The 19,056-nt window shown below is 49.1% G+C and carries 18 protein-coding genes; 17 read left to right on the top strand and 1 reads right to left on the bottom strand.

Features of this window, described 5'->3' with window-relative positions; all coding sequences use genetic code 11:
* Positions 1-10: 10 nt before the first annotated feature.
* A complete protein-coding gene (gene icd / locus C8R14_RS05255) occupies positions 11-1,258 on the top strand; it encodes an NADP-dependent isocitrate dehydrogenase (protein ID WP_011635065.1) in 1,248 nt (415 codons plus the stop codon).
* 138 nt (positions 1,259-1,396) lie between these two features.
* On the opposite strand, the gene C8R14_RS05250 is transcribed toward icd, so the two are convergent.
* Positions 1,397-1,600 (bottom strand): cold-shock protein, encoded by a 204-nt coding sequence (locus C8R14_RS05250; protein ID WP_011635066.1) that lies wholly within the window; start codon positions 1,598-1,600, stop codon positions 1,397-1,399.
* A gap of 373 nt (positions 1,601-1,973) precedes the next feature.
* On the opposite strand from C8R14_RS05250, the gene clpS reads away from it, so the two are divergent.
* The 16 genes from clpS (at position 1,974) to C8R14_RS05170 (ending at position 18,990) form a co-directional block, all read left to right on the top strand.
* A complete protein-coding gene (gene clpS, locus C8R14_RS05245) occupies positions 1,974-2,285 on the top strand; it encodes an ATP-dependent Clp protease adapter ClpS (RefSeq protein ID WP_011635067.1) in 312 nt (103 codons plus the stop codon).
* A gap of 1 nt (position 2,286) precedes the next feature.
* Positions 2,287-4,557 carry an ATP-dependent Clp protease ATP-binding subunit ClpA gene (gene clpA / locus C8R14_RS05240; RefSeq protein ID WP_011635068.1) on the top strand — a complete coding sequence of 757 codons (2,271 nt, stop codon included), beginning with the start codon at positions 2,287-2,289 and terminating at the stop codon, positions 4,555-4,557.
* 16 nt (positions 4,558-4,573) lie between these two features.
* Positions 4,574-5,635: a TRAP transporter substrate-binding protein gene (locus tag C8R14_RS05235; protein ID WP_011635069.1), complete on the top strand. Its 1,062-nt coding sequence runs from the start codon at positions 4,574-4,576 to the stop codon at positions 5,633-5,635.
* A 93-nt stretch (positions 5,636-5,728) separates the two neighbouring features.
* On the top strand, positions 5,729-6,391 hold the full coding sequence (pyrE, locus tag C8R14_RS05230) for an orotate phosphoribosyltransferase (protein WP_041353563.1): 663 nt from the start codon (positions 5,729-5,731) through the stop codon (positions 6,389-6,391).
* 194 nt (positions 6,392-6,585) lie between these two features.
* Positions 6,586-7,662 (top strand): ABC transporter substrate-binding protein, encoded by a 1,077-nt coding sequence (locus C8R14_RS05225; protein ID WP_011635071.1) that lies wholly within the window; start codon positions 6,586-6,588, stop codon positions 7,660-7,662.
* Between the two features lie 4 nt (positions 7,663-7,666).
* On the top strand, positions 7,667-8,503 hold the full coding sequence (locus C8R14_RS05220; protein WP_011635072.1) for an ABC transporter permease: 837 nt from the start codon (positions 7,667-7,669) through the stop codon (positions 8,501-8,503).
* Positions 8,504-8,507: 4 nt separating this feature from the next.
* Positions 8,508-9,329, top strand: a complete 822-nt coding sequence (locus tag C8R14_RS05215; protein WP_011635073.1) for an ABC transporter ATP-binding protein — start codon at positions 8,508-8,510, stop codon at positions 9,327-9,329.
* Positions 9,330-9,443: 114 nt separating this feature from the next.
* Positions 9,444-11,999 carry an alpha-glucan family phosphorylase gene (gene glgP / locus C8R14_RS05210; protein WP_011635074.1) on the top strand — a complete coding sequence of 852 codons (2,556 nt, stop codon included), beginning with the start codon at positions 9,444-9,446 and terminating at the stop codon, positions 11,997-11,999.
* A gap of 312 nt (positions 12,000-12,311) precedes the next feature.
* A complete protein-coding gene (gene fliL, locus C8R14_RS05205; protein ID WP_011635075.1) occupies positions 12,312-12,794 on the top strand; it encodes a flagellar basal body-associated protein FliL in 483 nt (160 codons plus the stop codon).
* Positions 12,795-12,806: 12 nt separating this feature from the next.
* Complete coding sequence (gene fliM / locus C8R14_RS05200; RefSeq protein ID WP_011635076.1) at positions 12,807-13,799, top strand: flagellar motor switch protein FliM; 993 nt, start codon at positions 12,807-12,809, stop codon at positions 13,797-13,799.
* 28 nt (positions 13,800-13,827) lie between these two features.
* Complete coding sequence (fliN, locus tag C8R14_RS05195) at positions 13,828-14,301, top strand: flagellar motor switch protein FliN (protein ID WP_011635077.1); 474 nt, start codon at positions 13,828-13,830, stop codon at positions 14,299-14,301.
* A 26-nt stretch (positions 14,302-14,327) separates the two neighbouring features.
* Positions 14,328-14,771 (top strand): flagellar biosynthetic protein FliO, encoded by a 444-nt coding sequence (gene fliO / locus C8R14_RS05190; RefSeq protein WP_011635078.1) that lies wholly within the window; start codon positions 14,328-14,330, stop codon positions 14,769-14,771.
* Positions 14,761-15,546, top strand: a complete 786-nt coding sequence (gene fliP, locus C8R14_RS05185) for a flagellar type III secretion system pore protein FliP (RefSeq protein WP_011635079.1) — start codon at positions 14,761-14,763, stop codon at positions 15,544-15,546. Before fliO ends, fliP begins: the two co-directional genes overlap by 11 nt.
* Before the next feature lie 15 nt (positions 15,547-15,561).
* Positions 15,562-15,837 (top strand): flagellar biosynthesis protein FliQ, encoded by a 276-nt coding sequence (gene fliQ, locus C8R14_RS05180; protein ID WP_011635080.1) that lies wholly within the window; start codon positions 15,562-15,564, stop codon positions 15,835-15,837.
* 96 nt (positions 15,838-15,933) lie between these two features.
* Positions 15,934-16,734, top strand: coding sequence for a flagellar biosynthetic protein FliR (gene fliR, locus C8R14_RS05175; protein WP_011635081.1), 801 nt, complete (start codon positions 15,934-15,936; stop codon positions 16,732-16,734).
* A gap of 159 nt (positions 16,735-16,893) precedes the next feature.
* On the top strand, positions 16,894-18,990 hold the full coding sequence (locus C8R14_RS05170; protein ID WP_011635082.1) for a coiled-coil domain-containing protein: 2,097 nt from the start codon (positions 16,894-16,896) through the stop codon (positions 18,988-18,990).
* Positions 18,991-19,056 lie beyond the last annotated feature (66 nt).

Here is a 19,056-nt window from a genome sequence, read left to right as displayed (position 1 = left end):
TGGAGACACGATGTATCAACATATCAAGGTACCGGCCATCGGCAGCAAAATTCAGGTAAAAAATGACTCTACCCTGATCGTACCAGATAACCCGATCATCCCTTTTATTGAGGGAGATGGTACAGGTATAGATATCACACCCGTCATGATCAAAGTGATCGATGGCGCAGTAAAAAAAGCATATGGTGATTCCCGGAAAATTTCCTGGATGGAAATTTACGCGGGTGAGAAATCGACTCGCGTCTATGGACAGGATGTCTGGCTGCCAGACGAAACCTTGCAAGCAGCAAAGGAATTTGTGGTATCCATCAAGGGGCCATTGACCACACCAGTAAGCGGTGGCATTCGGTCAATCAATGTAGCATTACGCCAACTGCTGGATCTGTATGTTTGTCTGCGCCCGGTACGGTATTTCCAAGGGGTTCCCAGCCCGGTCAAACAACCGGAGAAAGTAGATATGATCATATTTCGCGAAAACTCGGAAGATATCTATGCGGGCATCGAATGGGAAGCTGGAACAGCAGCTGTTGGAAAAGTAATTAATTTCCTGACAACAGAAATGGAAATCACCAAGATCCGATTTCCTCAATCTTCTGCGATCGGGATAAAACCGGTTTCAAAAGAAGGCAGCGAACGTTTGATCAGGAAAGCCATTCAGTATGCGATTGACCATAAACGGCGCTCTGTCACCTTGGTGCACAAAGGAAATATTATGAAATTCACAGAAGGGGCTTTCAAGAAATGGGGTTACGAACTAGCAGCAAAAGAATTTGGCGCAGAATTACTGGATGGCGGTCCGTGGATGAAACTGCGGTATGATGGTAATGAAATTACCATCAAGGATGTTATTGCTGATGCCTTCCTCCAGCAAATCTTGCTGCGTCCGGATGAATACGATGTTATCGCCACACTTAATTTAAATGGTGACTATATTTCTGACGCTCTGGCTGCACAGGTGGGTGGTATCGGAATCGCTCCCGGAGCAAATTTGAGCGACAGCATAGCGATATTTGAGGCGACACACGGCACAGCACCAAAGTACGCTGGCAAGGATCAAGTCAATCCAGGATCAATCATCCTGTCAGCAGAAATGATGCTCAGATACATTAACTGGCACGAAGCAGCCGATATCATTATCAGCTCAATGGAGAAAACGATACAAGACAAAATCATGACCTATGATCTGGCAAGACTTACACCGAATGCCAGGCAGGCCACTTCTTCAGAATTTGGGAGTGCAATGATACAAAGAATGTAATAGAACTTATTAGACTGATATTCTCTGTAACATTTACTTCAGTCAGCTTATTTCAGAAATCAACCCCCGGCCTGGCATTATAAAAACTTCAGGCCGGGGGAAAACTAACCCGAAAGGTCGGCTCTTACACCGTCAGAATCAGGGAGCTTGAATATTTGAAGCTTGCTTGCCTTTTGGTCCTTGCGTAACTTCAAAGCTTACTTTTTGGCCTTCCTTCAGGGTCTTGAAGCCTGACATATTGATTGCGGAAAAATGCGCGAATAAATCCTCGCTGCCGTCATCCGGTGTAATAAAACCAAATCCTTTAGAATCATTAAACCATTTTACTGTGCCTGTTGCCATTTCTACTTCCTATAAAAAACTGGGCCGGATACCCTGATACTATTTGAATTTCAAGACCGCAAACGGCTCTAACCAGTACTGCAGAAAACTTGAAGCCAAACGCCGGTTGCAGTTTTACGCAAAATATGTCCCAAGTCAAGCAAAGATATGATGTTGATGCTACAAATTTTCACTTATGAAATGAGACAAATAACTACCTGACTAATCACTCAAGGAAGGCAGGAACTTTGTCGTAATCGACCCAGATGATTCCGGGAAACAAGGTAGCTATAAGCACCGGAAAGATCGGGTTAGCGGTTAGAATACAGAAGTCAGTACTGATTAAATATTTTTCTTATAAAATACCAGACCCAGAACATCGAAAACGTAAGCCATGGCAGCAAATAACCGAAATCCTGAAAGTGTTATCGAAAAAGGCAAGACCAGATTGACCCCCCCACCTTTATATAAGGTAATACTGATTAATGATGATTTTACCCCCATGGATTTCGTGGTAAAGGTGTTGCGCCATTTTTTCTTCATGGATGAAGAAATGGCAACCCGAATTATGTTGAAAATTCACACTGAAGGTGCAGGAATATGTGGAACTTATCCTGGCGATATTGCAGCCACAAAAGTACAACAGGTCAATGAATTCTCAAAACAAAATCAGCATCCACTCATGTGTGTGATGGAGAAGGAATAATATGATTGCGCAAGAATTGGAAGTAAGTTTGCATATGGCTTTCGTCGAGTCACGACAAAAACGTCACGAATTCATTACGGTTGAACACCTGCTACTGGCTCTGCTAGATAATCCCAGCGCTATAAAAGTGTTGCTTGCCTGTACAGTTGATATCGAGGATTTGCGCAAGTCCCTGCAGGATCATATTGCCCGCCATACACCAGTAGTAGAAGGATCTGGGGATGTTGACACCCAGCCTACTCTGGGCTTTCAGCGGGTCATCCAAAGAGCGATTCTCCATGTCCAATCCTCCGGCAAAAAAGAAGTCACCGGTGCTAACGTCCTGGTCGCAATTTTTGGCGAGAAAGATTCACACGCAGTTTATTTTTTACAGCAGAAAGGCGCAACACGACTGGATGTGGTGAATTATATTTCCCACAAGATAGACAAGACAGCACAGAACAGCGAATCTGAAAAAAATGAGGACAGTACTGACAGCGAGCAACGGGATTCAGGCAGCCCGCTGGAAAGCTACACCATCAATCTGAACAGCCAGGCAGCTGCTAACCGAATAGATCCTCTGATTGGACGTGAAAAAGAGGTTGAACGAGTCATTCAGACATTATGTCGTCGCCGCAAAAACAACCCGCTGCTGGTTGGTGAGGCTGGTGTAGGAAAAACTGCCATTGCCGAAGGGCTGGCCAGAAGAATTACTGAAAATCGAGTACCGGATGTACTTGCCAATCATCAGGTCTATGCCCTGGACATGGGGGCGTTACTGGCCGGAACAAAATATCGGGGCGATTTTGAACAGCGGCTGAAGGCGGTATTAAAACAGCTCACTGACAACCCCAAAGCAATTCTGTTCATCGACGAAATTCATACTCTGATCGGTGCTGGTGCTGCATCGGGCGGTACGCTGGATGCATCCAATCTGCTCAAACCCGCACTCAGCTCCGGACAGCTTAAATGTATCGGGGCCACTACCTACAACGAATATCGTGGCATTTTTGAGAAGGATCACGCCTTGTCTCGCCGCTTCCAGAAAATTGATATCTCTGAACCTGATATCAGCGAAACCGTGGAGATTCTGCGCGGGCTAAAATCCCGCTACGAAAAACATCATAATGTTAGATACACTGAAGTCGCGCTAACAGCAGCCGCAGAATTGTCCGCACGTTTCATTAATGATCGTCACTTACCAGACAAGGCAATTGATGTCATCGATGAAGCCGGCGCTGCCCAGCGAGTGCTCCCCAAATCCAGACAGCGGAAAATTATCGGCAAACAGGAAATCGAGCATGTTATTGCTGGAATAGCGCGGATACCGCCACAGAATGTTTCCAATGATGACCGCAATAAACTGAAAACACTGGATCGTGACCTCAAGGCCATCGTTTTCGGGCAGGATGCAGCAATTGATGCGCTCACTGCTGCCATTAAAATGGCACGCAGTGGACTGGGAAATACCGGCAAGCCTATTGGTTCCTTCCTGTTTTCCGGACCAACCGGCGTAGGAAAAACTGAAGTGGCACGTCAGCTTGCCTATATACTCGGAATCCCTCTGCATCGCTTTGATATGTCCGAATACATGGAACGCCATGCGGTTTCAAGACTGGTCGGTGCACCGCCGGGCTACGTTGGATTCGATCAGGGAGGCCTGCTGACTGAAACGATCATCAAACAACCACACGCTGTACTGCTATTTGATGAGATTGAAAAAGCACACCCTGATATCTTCAACGTCATGCTCCAGATCATGGATTATGGAACATTAACGGATAACAATGGGCGCAAGGCTGATTTTCGTAACGTGATCATCATCATGACGACTAACGCGGGTGCCGATACGCTCACCAAGACAGTAATTGGATTTACCAAACACGCAAAATCCGGAGATGAAATGATTGAAATCAAACGGCTGTTCACGCCCGAGTTTCGTAACCGGCTGGACGCTATTATCTCGTTTGCACCACTGGGAGAAGCCATTATATTGCGCGTTGTTGACAAGTTCCTGATAGAGCTCGAAGCACAACTGCAAGAAAAGAAAGTGGATGTTACATTCACCGACAACCTGCGCAGTCATCTTGCCAGCCATGGATTTGACCCGCTAATGGGTGCTCGCCCCATGGCTCGGCTTATTCAAGATATTATCCGCCGGGCACTTGCTGATGAATTGTTATTCGGGCAACTGGTTAACGGTGGCAAGGTAACCGTAGATATTGGTGAAGACGGCAAAGCTGTTCTCACATTTGAAAATAAGGAAAATGTAGCTGCACCCATCCCATCTTGAAAACCAAAAGAATAAAATGAACCTTCGGATACGCTTCCGTACATTCTTCATTGCACTTCTTATTTTCGTATACCCCCTGACTGCTGATGCAGACGCCACGTATAAGTGGCGTCTGGCCATGTCTTGGCCGGAAGGAACGCCGATACTGCACAATGCGGCCAGGCGTTTCGCTGAAAATGTCGAAAAAATGTCAGGGGGGCGGATGCACATTACTGTCGATGCACCTGGCCGACACAAATCTGCTCTGGGAATTTTTGATTTTGTGCGCATCGGTGCATACGAAATGGGCCACACTGCTTCCTACTACTATAAAGGCAAAGATCCGACCACCACATTCTTCACGACAACGCCGTTCGGCATGACCCCCACCGAGATGAACGCCTGGTATTACTACGGTGGCGGACTGGAATTGCTGCATAAGATCTATGCCCGGCACAACATTGTTGCTTTCCCGGCCGGAAACACGCACATTCAGATGGGAGGATGGTTTAGAAACGAAATTCACTCACTGAAAGATCTGCAAGGGCTAAAGATGCGCATTCCCGGACATGCCGGCGAGGTGGTAGAAAAAGTCGGCATGAAACCTGTCAACATCCCGCCTGGTGAACTCTATACAGCATTGGAACGCCGCACAATTGATGCCGTCGAATGGCTGGGTCCCGCCAATGATGAAAAAATGGGCTTTCAGCAAATAGCTCCCTACTATTACACTGGATGGCACGAACCGGGCGCTGAACTTCATCTTCTCATCAATAAGGAAAAGTTTGATGCGCTGCCTGAAGATCTGCGCACCATCATCGCAGTCGCTGCCAAGGAAGCCTCACTTGATATGCTGTCCGAGTCCTTTTACCGCAATGCCCTTGTCTGGGGAAGAATGCGTGAGGAACATGGCATTCATATTCGCACTTTTCCTGACGATGTACTCCAGGCTTTCAAAAAGGCCAACGATGAACTGCTGCAGCAGGTTGCCAACAAATCACCGGTTGCCCGTGAAGTCATTGAAAGTCAGCGAGTGTTCCTGACCAAGGCAAAAGAATGGAGCAAAATCACCGATCAAAACTATCTGGAGTTACGTTAATTCCGACTCTAAAAATACTTTCCCGGAATGAAACAGTCTGCTGCATGCAGCTATCAACTTGACTCTGATCATTTAATACACAACCTGATACCTATGGCGGATTTTCGACAGGAATTTATTGATTTTGCTCTTCGGTATAACGTCTTGCGTTTTGGCAATTTCAAAACCAAGGCAGGTCGCCCCTCTCCTTATTTCTTCAATGCCGGCTTGTTCAATGATGGCCAATCGCTGCAACAACTGGGGCAGTTCTACGCTCAGGCCATTCTTGCTTCTGAGATCCACTTTGATGCCCTGTTTGGCCCTGCCTATAAAGGCATTCCACTAGTCAGTACTGTTGTTATTGCCCTTGCCAAAGCTGGGTATAACCATCCTTTCAGCTTCAATCGCAAAGAAACCAAGGATCATGGCGAAGGTGGCAATATCGTAGGTGCTCCGCTGGTCGGGCGTATCTTGATTGTCGATGATGTCATATCGGCAGGCCTGTCTGTCAGTGAATCTGTCACCATGATTCGCGCAGCCAGCGCCACACCATGCGGCATCATGGTTGCGCTGGATCGTATGGAAAAAGGCAAAAATGAATGCTCCACTTTGCAAGAAATCAGAAACCAATACGACATCCCGGTCATTTCCCTGGTCACACTGGATGATATCGTCGCTTATTTACACACCCGGCACGATCTTACCTGCCATATTCCAGCAATAGAAACCTATCGCGCACGCTACGGCGCAAAAATATCGGTTAGCTCCGGACAGTAGCAGCAACAACGCTGCGGACAGGTACATATCACACGTCATTCCATCACTATTCTTAGCCTGGTTACATCTTTTGTTTAGCTGTTATTTTCCCCACTTCCGATCAAGTTAAAAATATTTGCTGGCTTTTCCAGGAAATCTGATTACAATACAAAACGGAGAGAACGATCAGTCTACTTTTATAGGGAATTCCAGTCATGATAAAAAACATTATTGGTCGTCTGATTCGAAAGAACACCACTGCCCCGACAATCCGTGAGCCAGGCAACGCGCTGTTTATCCCATCAAGACGCCGATTCTTGTGTACCTGCGGCTGTGGAATGTTCTATGTCACTGCTGCTGGCGCCGGATTGCTGGCTGCTGCGACGCGCACCGAAGCCGCTGCGGGCGGCACGGTCATTCGTGTCGGACATCTACCAGCAGGCTGCGTCTCTCATCTGCTGTTGGCAAAAGTAAGAGGAAAGTTTACCAAAGCAGGGTTGAATGTTGTTCTGACGCAATTCAACAGCCCCGGTGATGCCATGCAATCGCTGATCGCCAATAATCTTGAGATAATACACAGCCCGTGGACCATGACAGCAGCCGCCTACACCGCTGGCACTACCGACCTGCGCATTATTGGCGGCTCCGGTCAGGCTGGCATCGAGCTGGTTGCACGCAATGGCTCGGTCAGATCTGTGGAAGAATTTATCGATGCAGCAGGTAAAGGGCTGCGTGTGGGGACCTTGCGGCTGGATACGCTAGAGCTGGTTGGATACGGCACCATGTCACAACATGGTAAATCCTATGACGACTACCACATGACCTTCTTTCCGAGCATGATCGGCATGGGAGAAGCCATTGCCAACAAGGCGCTGGATGTCTGCACCTTGGCGCAACCTTATGCTGAGCATGTTGTCGCTGAACAAGGGGCAGTTTATTTGACTGATTCCAACTCAGTATGGGGACCTGAAGCGGCAGACTGTGTTGTCACCACCAGAACCCGCACTATTGATCGCCAGCAGGATGTGTTGAGAACCTACCTCCTGGTTCTGCAAGAATCTGCCCGAGCCTTTGCTGAGGATTATGAAACAGTACTGGATGATTTACAGCCTATCTATGGTGTACCACGACCGATATTATCCGTTGCGCTCAAACGCCAGTTCCCCAATCCGGTCATCAGCCAGACGGGGGTTAACGGCCTGCGTCAGGGAGCAAAATATCTGACCGAACTGGGTTATCTGAAGCCGGATGTCATTGATACCGTTCTGGATCTGCAATACCAGCCGGCCTGACGCCATGAAACCTCATGTTTCAGAAAAATCCGGTCACCAGCTCACGCTAACTGGCCGGGTTAGCCAACTGCTTTTTAAATCAAATTTCCTGTGGTTTTGTCTGGCCTGGTTGCTGATCATTCTATCCTGGGAGCTTGGTTCCTGGCTGGAATGGTTAAATCCGCAAATTCTGCCCCCTCCTAGTGAAACTATTCCGTATGCCTTTTCCGGCAACATCACCATCGGGTTCGGTCAGCAGAAAACCGGGTTGTTTGAGTCTACTACCATCACGCTGGGGCGCGTGGGTGCCGGTATGCTGATCGGCCTCCTGGTTTCATCCTGCCTCGCTATCATGGTGATTGAGCTGCCCATTTTGCGACGATTGATCTTGCCCCTTGTCCAGTCGCTTGCACCTATCGCACCGGTGGCCTGGATCCCTTTCACCATCGTTGTTATTGGTATTGGTGGCCCAGCCGCTGTATTCATCGTATTCATGGCAGTACTCGGAACCATGACGCTCTCGCTAATTGCCGCACTAGATAGCATCCCGGATGAATATCTGAAAATCGCCCATAATTTGGGTACCTCACGCATCCGTATGTGGTGGTATATACGGCTGCCCGCCATCATCCCCAGCACAATGACAGCCATTCGCATGTCGTTCTTCGGTGCCTGGATGGCTGTTCTGGCAGGAGAAATGGCTGGCCTCAACTCCGGCCTGGGGTACATGATCATCATGGCGCAGCAGATGTACAACATGAAATTAGTCATGGTCGGCATTCTCGCCATTGGCTTCATTGGTTTTGCCATTGATCGCCTGTTATTGCTGATCAATGCCAGACTATTGCAATGGGTGCAGTAAATCCATGAACACAATACCTTCTTCCTCATCCGGCGCTCGGCTAGAATTCAGTAACATCCGTAAATCCTTCAGCGATACTGTTTCTGTAGAAGCAGATAGGCTCATCATAGAACCGGGCAGTCTGACTGTACTCCTCGGCCGCAGTGGTTGCGGCAAAACAACCCTGCTCAACCTCGCTGCCGGACTGGATTTTCCAGATCAGGGCAACGTCAGCTACGATAATCAGGTACTGCAAGGCCCGGCCCCTTCGACTGCGCTAATTTTTCAGACTCATAATCTGTTTCCATGGATGACAGCGGAAGAGAATGTTGCTTTCCCGTTGCGTAACCAAGGTATGGTAAGGGTGGAAGCACTGGAACACGCAAAGCAATATCTCAAACAAGTTGGGTTGGAATCTTTTGCCGGCCACAAGCCTTCACAATTATCTGGCGGCATGCGTCAGCGTATCACCCTGGCGCGGACCATCGCCACCAAACCTCGGTTGCTACTACTGGACGAACCCTTCTCCGCACTGGATATGCAAACTCGCCGCATGATGCAACGCTACCTGCTGCGTGTCTGGAGTGATTCTGCCGCCACCATACTGATGATCACCCATGATCTGCACGAAGCACTCATGCTGGCAGATCGTATCGCGCTCATGGCCTCATCTCCCAATGGCCATATTGCAGAAATTCTGGATATTGAACTTGATCGTCCCCGCAATCCAGAAAACCAGTCCTTCCGCGTTATCCAGCAACAACTTGACCGCTTCCTGGAACACGAAACCCTCCTGGCAGAACATGCCCCCATCCTCGAAGCAACTGATCAGACAAACCATCTGTAAAACAGTAAAGGCATAAGATCGCCAGGGTTCTCCCCCTACGCTGCACTCACATCTCGACGAACAACCGAGTTAATATGTAACATCTGACATTGCAGCAGAAGGAGGATGAAGTATATGAAGACACCTCGTTTACTGATGCCCTACTTGAGAGATCTGCCCGCTGATCTGCTGCCACTGGTCGAACAGATTGCAAGCTTGGCAATGGATTTACGTTGGACATGGAGTCATGCCGGAGATGCAATGTGGAAGATCATGGATCCGCAGCTGTGGGAGCAAAGTGAAAATCCTTTCGTTGTTCTGCAAAATCTGTCGTATGAACGCTTGCAGACACTGAACCAAAACAAGGAATTCAGGCAATATCTTGATCACCTGGTCAAAGCACGCAACGATTACTGCAGTTATGGCGGATGGTTCGGTGAGGTGCATGGCGACGTCAAATTGCGAGGAGTTGCCTATTTCAGTATGGAATACGGTCTGGGCAAGGCCTTGCCACTATATGCCGGTGGCCTGGGTGTGCTGGCGGGTGACTATCTCAAGGCAGCCAGTGATCTGGCTATCCCGATAACTGCAATTGGCCTGCTGTATCAGGAAGGTTATTTTCGGCAGATGCTGGATACCAGCGGCTGGCAGCTGGAAATCTATCCATATAATGATTCCAGCAGCCTGCCTTTGCGCCCCCTCCTGGCCCATAACGGCACCTGGCTATCCATTCCAATCGAATTGCCCGGACGAACAGTACAACTGCATGTCTGGGTAGCACAGGTGGGGCGAATCAACCTGTATTTGCTCGACAGCAATAACCCTCTGAACAATGCACTTGATCGCGGCATTACCGGCAAGCTGTACGGTGGTGGGGAGGAAGTCAGACTGATACAGGAAATTGTGCTGGGGATTGGTGGCTGGCGGCTCATCGAAACATTGGAGCTGGCAATTGATATCTGTCACCTGAATGAAGGCCATGCTGCATTCGTTACACTGGAGCGTGCCCGCTGTTTTGCGCAGAAAAGACAGATAGATTTCCAGGAAGCGCTCTGGGCAACACGGCCTGGCAATCTGTTTACTACTCATACCCCGGTGGCAGCTGGTTTTGATACCTTTCCGCGCGAACTGGTCATGAAATACAGCCAGCCCTATGTCAAAGACCCGGGAATGCCATTGGAAGAGTTGATGGCGTTCGGGCGTAGCAACCGGCAAGATGAGAGCGAGCCTTTCAACATGGCTTATCTGGCAGCACGCACCTGCGGCAGGATCAACGGTGTCAGCCGACTCCATGGCCAGGTCAGCCGAAATATTTTTCAGAAACTGTACCCCCGCTGGCCCGAACGCGAAGTACCGGTTACGCATGTCACCAATGGCGTACATGTTCCATCGTGGGATTCTCCCTGGGCAGATAAAATCTGGACGCTTTTTTGTGGCAAAGGTCGCTGGCTGGGTTCAGAAGAAGCACTCGCCGCTGAAATACGCAAACTGGATGACACGACGCTCTGGACTTTGTGCGGCCAGGAGCGCGCCGATCTGATACGCTACGTCCGGCAGCGGATGCAGGTACTACTGGGACAAAGGGGAGCAGATATGGAAGCCGTCAATCAGGTTGACCGGATTCTGGATCCCAATGTGCTGACGCTTGGATTTGCACGGCGCTTCACTGCTTACAAACGCCCCAACCTGCTGTTGCACGACCGCGAACGCCTTGCCAGACTGCTGACACGAGTAGATCGGCCAGTGCAGCTGGTGGTAGCCGGTAAGGCTCACCCCGCTGATAATGAAGGCAAGCGCTTCATCCAGGAATGGGCACAGTTCTCCAGCCGCCCGGATGTGCGTAATCATGTTGTATTTCTCGAAGATTATGACATTGCACTGGCGCAGGAAATGGTGCAGGGAGTAGATGTCTGGATCAACACCCCGCGCCGGCCGTGGGAGGCCAGCGGCACCAGCGGCATGAAAGTACTAGCCAACGGCGGATTGAATCTTTCGGAACTAGACGGCTGGTGGGCCGAGGCCTACACTCCTGAAACCGGTTGGGCACTGGGTGATGGCCATGAACACCACGAACCGGGCTGGGATGCAGTAGAGGCAGAACAGCTTTATCACTTGCTGGAAAAAGAAATCGTACCGATGTTTTACGACCGCGATGCCAGCGGCATTCCCGGAACCTGGGTAGCCCGTATGCGCGCCAGCATGGCACATCTTGCTCCGCAGTTCAGCAGCAACCGCATGGTGCGTGAATATGTCGAGCAACTGTATCTTCCCGCAGCGGCCACCTTTCAGCATCGAACAACCCCTGGAAGCTCTGCTGCGCAGGAATTGCGCCAATGGGATGAACAACTGAAAAAAAGCTGGCACGAGATACACTGGGGAAACCTGATCATATCCAGAGATCAGGAAGACTGGGTATTTGAAGTGCCGGTTTATCTGGGAGGTGTATCACCTGAATTCGTACAGATTCAGCTCTATGCTGATCCGGTTGCTGAGGAGCCTCCTGTTTGCGAAACAATGCAGCGTGGTGACGAGATACCGGGAGCTATCAATGGATATCTGTATAAATCCCGGTTAAATACCGACCGTGTTCATACCGATTTCACGCCACGCTGCGTGCCGTATCATCCCGATGCCCATATCCCGATTGAAAGCCACCTGATTCATTGGTGGATCGGAATAATGGCTCCATAAAAGCATTAATCCCGGATTTTCATCAGATTCTGGCAACGCAAGGAACACTTTCAAAATTGACAAGGTTGCTCAACGTAACTACTTCGCAGGGAAGAGAGCTTCTCCATTGGGATAAAAAATACAGATTAATCACTACCACGCCACTATCACTCTCCCGGAATTACCCATTACAAATACCCCAGCGGCATAGCACGCCCCTCCCTGCCCAGAGTATGGAAATAGCCCGCGATTAGGTGATTATTTACGTGATCAAATCCTCTGGAGATTATCCATAATGCGCTGGTATTAATTAATATCCACGCAGGAGAAATCATGAGCGAAGCGACTGCAGCGGCCGGCACGGGCAATAAAAGTAAACTGATCCTATTCATCCTGATCGGATTACTGTTTACTGGGGCAGGTATCGGCGGGACTTGGTATTTTATGAAAAAACAGCATGAAGAGGCGGGATCAGAAGCTGTAGTCGAAAAGAAAAAACCGGCAGCTTTTGTCAAGATCGAATCTTTTACCGTCAACCTGCAGCCAGAAGAAAGGGAATCTCACTATCTGCAGGTGGAACTATCCCTCAAAGTAAACGAAACCGCAGTAATCACGGTTATCGAAAACAGCAAACCTGAAATCCGCAATCAGATTCTGTTGCTGCTATCCAGTAAAAAACCCTCTGAAATCAATACATTGGATGGAAAGCAGAAACTCAGCCAAGATATCATTCAGGCGATCCGATCAAAGATTGGATCTGAAGCCCTGCAAAATGACATTCTGGATGTTTTGTTCACCTCTTTCATTATTCAGTAAACCCTGCGCGCCATGGCCGAGAATTTTCTCACTCAGGATGAAGTTGATGCGCTACTGAATTTTGATAACAGTAACAAGCATCAGCAAGCAGCCCAGAAGGAAAACGGGGTTACCTATCCGGGCGGTATCCGTCCTTACGACATGGCCACCCAGGAGCGGATTGTGCGGGGACGCATGCCCGCTCTGGAAATTATCAATGCACGCTTTGCCAATTCTCTGCAGATTGGGCTCTACAATTTTTTACGCCGGGGGGTAGATATTTCCGCTGGCTCAATAAAAACCATCAAATACAGCGAATTCACCCGTTCGCTGGTCGTGCCTGCAAATATCAACATGGTCAGCATGAAACCATTGCGCGGCACTGCACTGATCACCATTGATCCGAACCTGATATTTCTGATCGTGGACAATATGTTCGGTGGAGATGGTCGTTTTCATACCCGAGTGGAAGGACGTGAGTTCACCCTGACCGAACAGGGCATTATCCGACGCTTGCTGGATGTTTTATTCGAAAACTACGAGAAAGCCTGGAAATCTGTCTACCCGGTCAGATTTGAATACATCCGTGCGGAAATGAATCCGCAATTTGCCAATATTGCGACACCAACCGATGTTGTTGTTGCAAGCTCGTTTGAGCTCAATCTGGGCGGTAATCGTGGAGAGTTCTACATCTGCACCCCCTACACCATGCTGGAGCCAATACGTGATCTGCTCAACAACAGCATGCAGGAAGATCATGCAGAAGTTGATAATAACTGGATCAAGTCGCTAACCAGACAGGTACAAGGCGCAGAAATAGAAATTATTGCTAATCTCGGCCATACCCGGGTGACGTTACACCAGATCCTCAACATGCAGGAAGGCGATGTCATCGCACTCGATATTCCGGACACAGTAGTTGCTATGGCAAATGGTGTACCGATCATGGATTGTCATTACGGCATTCTCAACGATCACTATGCACTTAAAGTCAAGACTGTACGAACCCCAACTGAAACTGACTGATAATTAAAATCAAACATCGGAGCAGAACATGAATGAACCGATATCAACCGAACCACAAACCGAACAGGATGACTGGGCCGCCGCCATGGCGGAACAACAGGCTGCTGAAACTTATTCGGTTATCGACGAAGCTAGCGAATCATCAGCCAGCGCATCGGCCCATATACCAGACGAGGATCTGACAAAGCCATCTTCTGTTTTCGAGCAGTTTTCCAGGAATAATGTGCTGAACGATACCCGCAACGATATCGATATGATTCTGGATATTCCGGTGCAACTGACAGTTGAGTTGGGTCGCACCCGAATCGCCATTAAAAATCTGCTGCAACTGGCACAAGGCTCCGTCATTGAGCTGGATGGCATGGCGGGCGAACCAATGGATGTGCTGGTCAATGGCTGCCTGATTGCCCAAGGTGAAGTCGTTGTCGTCAATGAAAAATTTGGCATTCGCCTGACAGACATCATCACTCCCAGTGAACGCATCCGCAAACTGAACCGCTAGCCCACCTCTGGATTGATTCCATACCCATGCCACGCATAATTGTCCAGATTGGCAGCATACTGTGGTTACCCCAACAGGTGCTTGCTGAATCCGTGCGAAATCAGGGCTTTACCCCGCCCTCCCCGGTAATTTCCAGCGAGAATATGCTGCAACTATCGGCAGGATTGTTCATTGTGCTGGCATTTATTGCACTAATTGCCTGGTTGTTCAAGAAAATAGGACTTAATCCTGCCAATCGGACAGGTCTGCTAAAAATTATCTCGTCCGCCAGTGTCGGCCAGAAAGAAAGAGTAGTGATTGCAGAGATTGATGATATCTGGCTAGTGCTAGGTGTCGCACCAGGTCAGGTCAACTTGTTGCACCAGATGCACAAAAAACCCTCTCCATCTACTGAAACAGCTGAGCCTCCCTCTGGCAACGGTTTTACAGAGAAGTTGCAGGCCAATCTGGGGCAAGACCATGAGCAATAAAAACCTGCTATGCAAACGAATCGTTATCCGGCAACACTCCATCGGTTGCATCATTCTGCTACTGGTAGTGGGTATCAGCCCGGTATTTGCCCAGAAAGCAGGACTTCCGGCCATCACCAGCACACCAGCGGCAGGGGGAGGTACTACCTATTCCCTCAGCCTGCAAACTCTGCTGCTGCTGACTTCGATGACATTTTTGCCTGCTACTGTCCTGATGATGTCCAGCTTCACTCGCATTATCATCGTTTTGTCATTGTTGCGACAGGCGCTGGGTACGCAGTCATCTCCTCCCAATCAGGTGCTGGTTGGTTTGGCACTGTTTTTGTCTTTCTTTATTATGTCGCCGGTCATTGACAAAATGTATACGGAAGCATATCTGCCTTTCTCTGAAGACAAGATCAGTATTATCGAAGCAATGGACAAGGCAAGCGATCCACTCAAGATCTTCATGCTACGCCAGACACGCGAAACAGATATTGCACTGTTCGCCCGGATTTCCGGGAGCGAGGAAATCGAAAGCCCGGATCAGGTACCAATGAAAATCCTGGTACCTGCCTACATCACCAGCGAGCTAAAGACAGCTTTTCAAATTGGATTTATCGTCTTTATCCCTTTTCTGATCATTGATATGGTTGTTGCCAGCACACTGATGGCAATGGGAATGATGATGCTGTCGCCAATGATTATCTCTCTACCGTTCAAGCTGATGCTGTTTGTACTGGTGGATGGCTGGCATCTGCTGATTGGTTCACTCACCCAGAGTTTCTATACCTGATAAGGAGATCGCCACATGAGCCCAGAACAGGCAATGACTATCGGCCGACAGGCGTTGGAAATTACATTCACAATCGCTGCACCTTTATTGCTGGCAGCGTTGGTGACAGGTCTGGCCATCAGTATCTTCCAGGCTGCCACACAGATCAATGAAATGACTTTGTCATTCATTCCTAAACTGCTGGCTATCTTCCTTACCCTAGCGCTGGCTGGCCCCTGGATGTTACAAATCATACTTGACTACATTGAAAGGCTTTACACCAGTATTCCCTGGATTATCAACGGTGGATAGGCCGTTACAAATACACGGAACGGCAGCTCTCTGGTCACGTTTCTTCACAGCCTGAGAAATCACCTTTAACAGCGTTCAAAAACAGGTTATCGATCCATGTTCAGCATCACCACCGAGCAACTGAACGGCTGGCTGATTATCCTGATCTGGCCACTGGCCAGAATTCTCGCACTCATGACTGCCACCCCACTGCTAGGCAGTAGCAGTATCCCAATCCAGGTCAAACTGGGGCTGGCTGTACTACTGACTATTCTGATTGCCCCTCTGCTGCCCCCGCTACCTCAGATTGACCCAGGCTCCGGCGTGGGTCCCATTGTCTTGCTGCAACAGATTATTATCGGGCTGGCGATGGGTTTCTCCATACGCATTGTTTTTACTGCAGTAGAAATGGCGGGAGAAATTACGGGGTTGCAGATGGGGCTCGGTTTTGCAACTTTCTTTGATCCGCAGCAATCCGGCCAGGTTCAGCTGGTCGGCCGTTTCTACGGACTACTTGCTACACTCTTGTTTCTGGCCATCGATGGGCATTTGCAGGTTATTGCTGTGCTCGCACAGAGTTTCACCATCTTGCCAATCGGTGCAGATGGGATGAATGTTACTTCATTCACAACTCTTGTTAACTGGGGCGCTGAAATTTTCACATTGGGATTACATCTGGCCCTGCCAGTTCTGGCAGCTTTGCTGATCACCAATCTTGCACTGGGCATCCTGACACGCGCTGCGCCGCAATTGAATATTTTTGCAGTTGGATTTCCATTGACGCTGGGAATCGGCCTGCTGGTCATGTCATGGGCCTTGCCTTATTTTACTCCTGTGCTTACGCAAATGTTTCAGGAAAGCTTTTCCATCATGCGTTCACTCGCCGGTGGAAGTGTCAATGTAACCGGCATACCATAAACCCGGTTCCGGAAAGCTATTTACGCTATGGCTTATCTGTGGCGCTCACATTCTTTTAATTAACCAGGCTTTTCACCCCCTTTTTAGCCGATTGCCATGCCACAGTGATTGATAAGGTAAGCGCCGCTCCCACATTTTTCTCGATAAACGGTACCCGCCATGCTATTCAAATCTCATCTCAGATCGATTTTGAACATTTCACCACAACCAGAAAATGAGGCTGAATTAAACGTTGTCCCCATTCATACCGGCAAAATGCCATCCGGGAACGAACTCCCACAGATAAATGATCCTTTCGGGCAAGAAGATTGCGATTCTTCTTTTGATGACAGTAACGCCTCACGACTGGAGGCTGAAAATATCGCAATCCGCGAGGCCAAAGGTCGGATTGAAACCGAGGCCCGCGCACGTGTTACCGCAGAAGCACGTGCGCGGGTAGAAGCCAGTGCTAGACTGGCCGCCGAAGCACGCATCAAGGCCGAAACAGCAGCCACGGAAGAAGCCAGGGCACGCACCCGGGCAGAAACATTGGCAACACAGGAGGCTCAGGCACGCCAAGAGCTAGAGGCAAAGTTACGTCAGACTGTTGAAGACAGCCTTAGAGCAGAAAAAGCAATCGTTGCTGCTTTGCGTGCCAGAGTACAAACTGAAGCGGCCACAACCGAGAAAGCACGCAGGCGTACACAAGAAGAAGCGCTCGCCCTGGAAAAATCCAGAGAAAAGGAATTGGCAGAGCAAAAAGCAATAGAAGCAGCCATTGCACGCAGAAAAAACAGTGAGGAAGCACTGAAGATAGCGCTTGCCGCCTCGGCAGCAGAAGCAGAAGCAGCAACACTGGCACGCACCAGAGCTGAAGAGGATGAGAAAAAAATTGTGCTGGCAAATGCCAAAGCTGAAGCTGAACGTCAGACTATCGAGGAAATTCGATTGCGCACAGAGGCTGAAGCCAATCTGGCCTCACAAATACAAGAGAAATTACAGGCAGAAACCAGGGCACGGGAAGCTGAACAAGCCAAACTGGATGCTGAAAAAAAAGCGACTGAGGCAGCAGATACCCGACAAAAACTTGATCTTGCGGCAAAATCAGAGGCAGAGGGCCGCACTGCAACCGAACTGGCAGCCGCGGCTGCGGCACGCAGCAGGATAGAGGCTGAACGAAACGCTAAAACAATCGCGGAACAGCTTATCCAGAGCGAGCAGGAGGCTGAACAGGCTGCCTTGGAACGCACCCGGACCGACACCCTGCTGCTGGAAAAAGTACAAGCCCGCATCATTGCAGAAAATGAAGCACGAGTTGCTGTTGAGGCTCGCATACAGGCGAAAGAACAGGAAACAGCCATATTCAATGAAAAAACACAAGCTGATCTGGCTATTACGGACACAATTCGGGAACGTATTCAGGCACAGGAAGTGGCGATCAAACGATCCCGCGCTCGTGCTGCTACAGAAGCAGTCGCCAAGAAAACCGCCGAAGATAGAATCGCAGCAGAAACCCATGCAGCAAAACTGGCTGATGAACGAATTGCACTGGACAAACAGCTTGAAAAAGAAGCCAATGAGCTGGCAGAAATGGAAGCACGCCTGATCGAAAACAGGAAAAAACAGGCGGAAGCCGTTCAGCAAGCCAAGTCAGCAGCCAGAGTACGCATGGAAATGGAGCCAAAACTGACCGGACTCGCCATGACCATTGCACAGAACCAGATTATCGCCATGGCAAAAGCGGAAGAGCGGCTCCAGGCAGCTGAAACAACGGCTGCCACGGTACTGTATAAAATCCGGACAGAGGCTTCAGCCCTGATGGCAATACAAGCACGCATAGAGCAGGATGCACTGGCTGTCGAACGCGCCATTGCGCGAGAAGCGGTTGAAACCATGGCTGTAGAAGCCGCACGGGCACGTATTCAGGCAGACGAGGCTGCGATTGCACTGGCCTCTCGGAAAATACGGGAGGAAATTGAAACAACCAGAATTATTCAGGATTGTTCCGACGAAGAAATTTCACCCGATATAGTCGTAGATTATGAAGAGCATTCTACTCACCTCTCTTCTGATAACAGCGAAACCATGTTGGCAGATACTGAAGAAAGCACGGAAAAAGAAGCATCTGCTGAATTTATTGAGCCTGATGATTCAACAAATCGACTGGATTCGAACACATCCGGTAATTCACTTCAATTAGATACACTCGACAACTCAATAAAGCCTGGTGAAACAGCAGTACCATTCGATAAATCCAAAACTGCTGAAGTAGCATAACCTTGCAACTTAAATATCAAAATAGCAGCATGATACGCAATGTATCTAGCTGCAATTTTTCAGGGT

Source organism: Nitrosomonas eutropha (assembly GCF_003201195.1).
Taxonomy (GTDB): Bacteria; Pseudomonadota; Gammaproteobacteria; order Burkholderiales; family Nitrosomonadaceae; genus Nitrosomonas; species Nitrosomonas eutropha.
This window is presented reverse-complemented; position numbering and strand designations above follow the sequence as displayed.

Bases quoted from the DNA above. Each gene is read 5' to 3' on its own strand.
- icd (WP_011635065.1), top strand. From the start codon at position 11: ATGTATCAACATATCAAGGTACCGGCCATCGGCAGCAAAATTCAGGTA.
- C8R14_RS05250 (WP_011635066.1), bottom strand. From the start codon at position 1,600: ATGGCAACAGGCACAGTAAAATGGTTTAATGATTCTAAAGGATTTGGT.
- clpS (WP_011635067.1), top strand. From the start codon at position 1,974: ATGGCAGCAAATAACCGAAATCCTGAAAGTGTTATCGAAAAAGGCAAG.
- clpA (WP_011635068.1), top strand. From the start codon at position 2,287: ATGATTGCGCAAGAATTGGAAGTAAGTTTGCATATGGCTTTCGTCGAG.
- C8R14_RS05235 (WP_011635069.1), top strand. From the start codon at position 4,574: ATGAACCTTCGGATACGCTTCCGTACATTCTTCATTGCACTTCTTATT.
- pyrE (WP_041353563.1), top strand. From the start codon at position 5,729: ATGGCGGATTTTCGACAGGAATTTATTGATTTTGCTCTTCGGTATAAC.
- C8R14_RS05225 (WP_011635071.1), top strand. From the start codon at position 6,586: ATGATAAAAAACATTATTGGTCGTCTGATTCGAAAGAACACCACTGCC.
- C8R14_RS05220 (WP_011635072.1), top strand. From the start codon at position 7,667: ATGAAACCTCATGTTTCAGAAAAATCCGGTCACCAGCTCACGCTAACT.
- C8R14_RS05215 (WP_011635073.1), top strand. From the start codon at position 8,508: ATGAACACAATACCTTCTTCCTCATCCGGCGCTCGGCTAGAATTCAGT.
- glgP (WP_011635074.1), top strand. From the start codon at position 9,444: ATGAAGACACCTCGTTTACTGATGCCCTACTTGAGAGATCTGCCCGCT.
- fliL (WP_011635075.1), top strand. From the start codon at position 12,312: ATGAGCGAAGCGACTGCAGCGGCCGGCACGGGCAATAAAAGTAAACTG.
- fliM (WP_011635076.1), top strand. From the start codon at position 12,807: ATGGCCGAGAATTTTCTCACTCAGGATGAAGTTGATGCGCTACTGAAT.
- fliN (WP_011635077.1), top strand. From the start codon at position 13,828: ATGAATGAACCGATATCAACCGAACCACAAACCGAACAGGATGACTGG.
- fliO (WP_011635078.1), top strand. From the start codon at position 14,328: ATGCCACGCATAATTGTCCAGATTGGCAGCATACTGTGGTTACCCCAA.
- fliP (WP_011635079.1), top strand. From the start codon at position 14,761: ATGAGCAATAAAAACCTGCTATGCAAACGAATCGTTATCCGGCAACAC.
- fliQ (WP_011635080.1), top strand. From the start codon at position 15,562: ATGAGCCCAGAACAGGCAATGACTATCGGCCGACAGGCGTTGGAAATT.
- fliR (WP_011635081.1), top strand. From the start codon at position 15,934: ATGTTCAGCATCACCACCGAGCAACTGAACGGCTGGCTGATTATCCTG.
- C8R14_RS05170 (WP_011635082.1), top strand. From the start codon at position 16,894: ATGCTATTCAAATCTCATCTCAGATCGATTTTGAACATTTCACCACAA.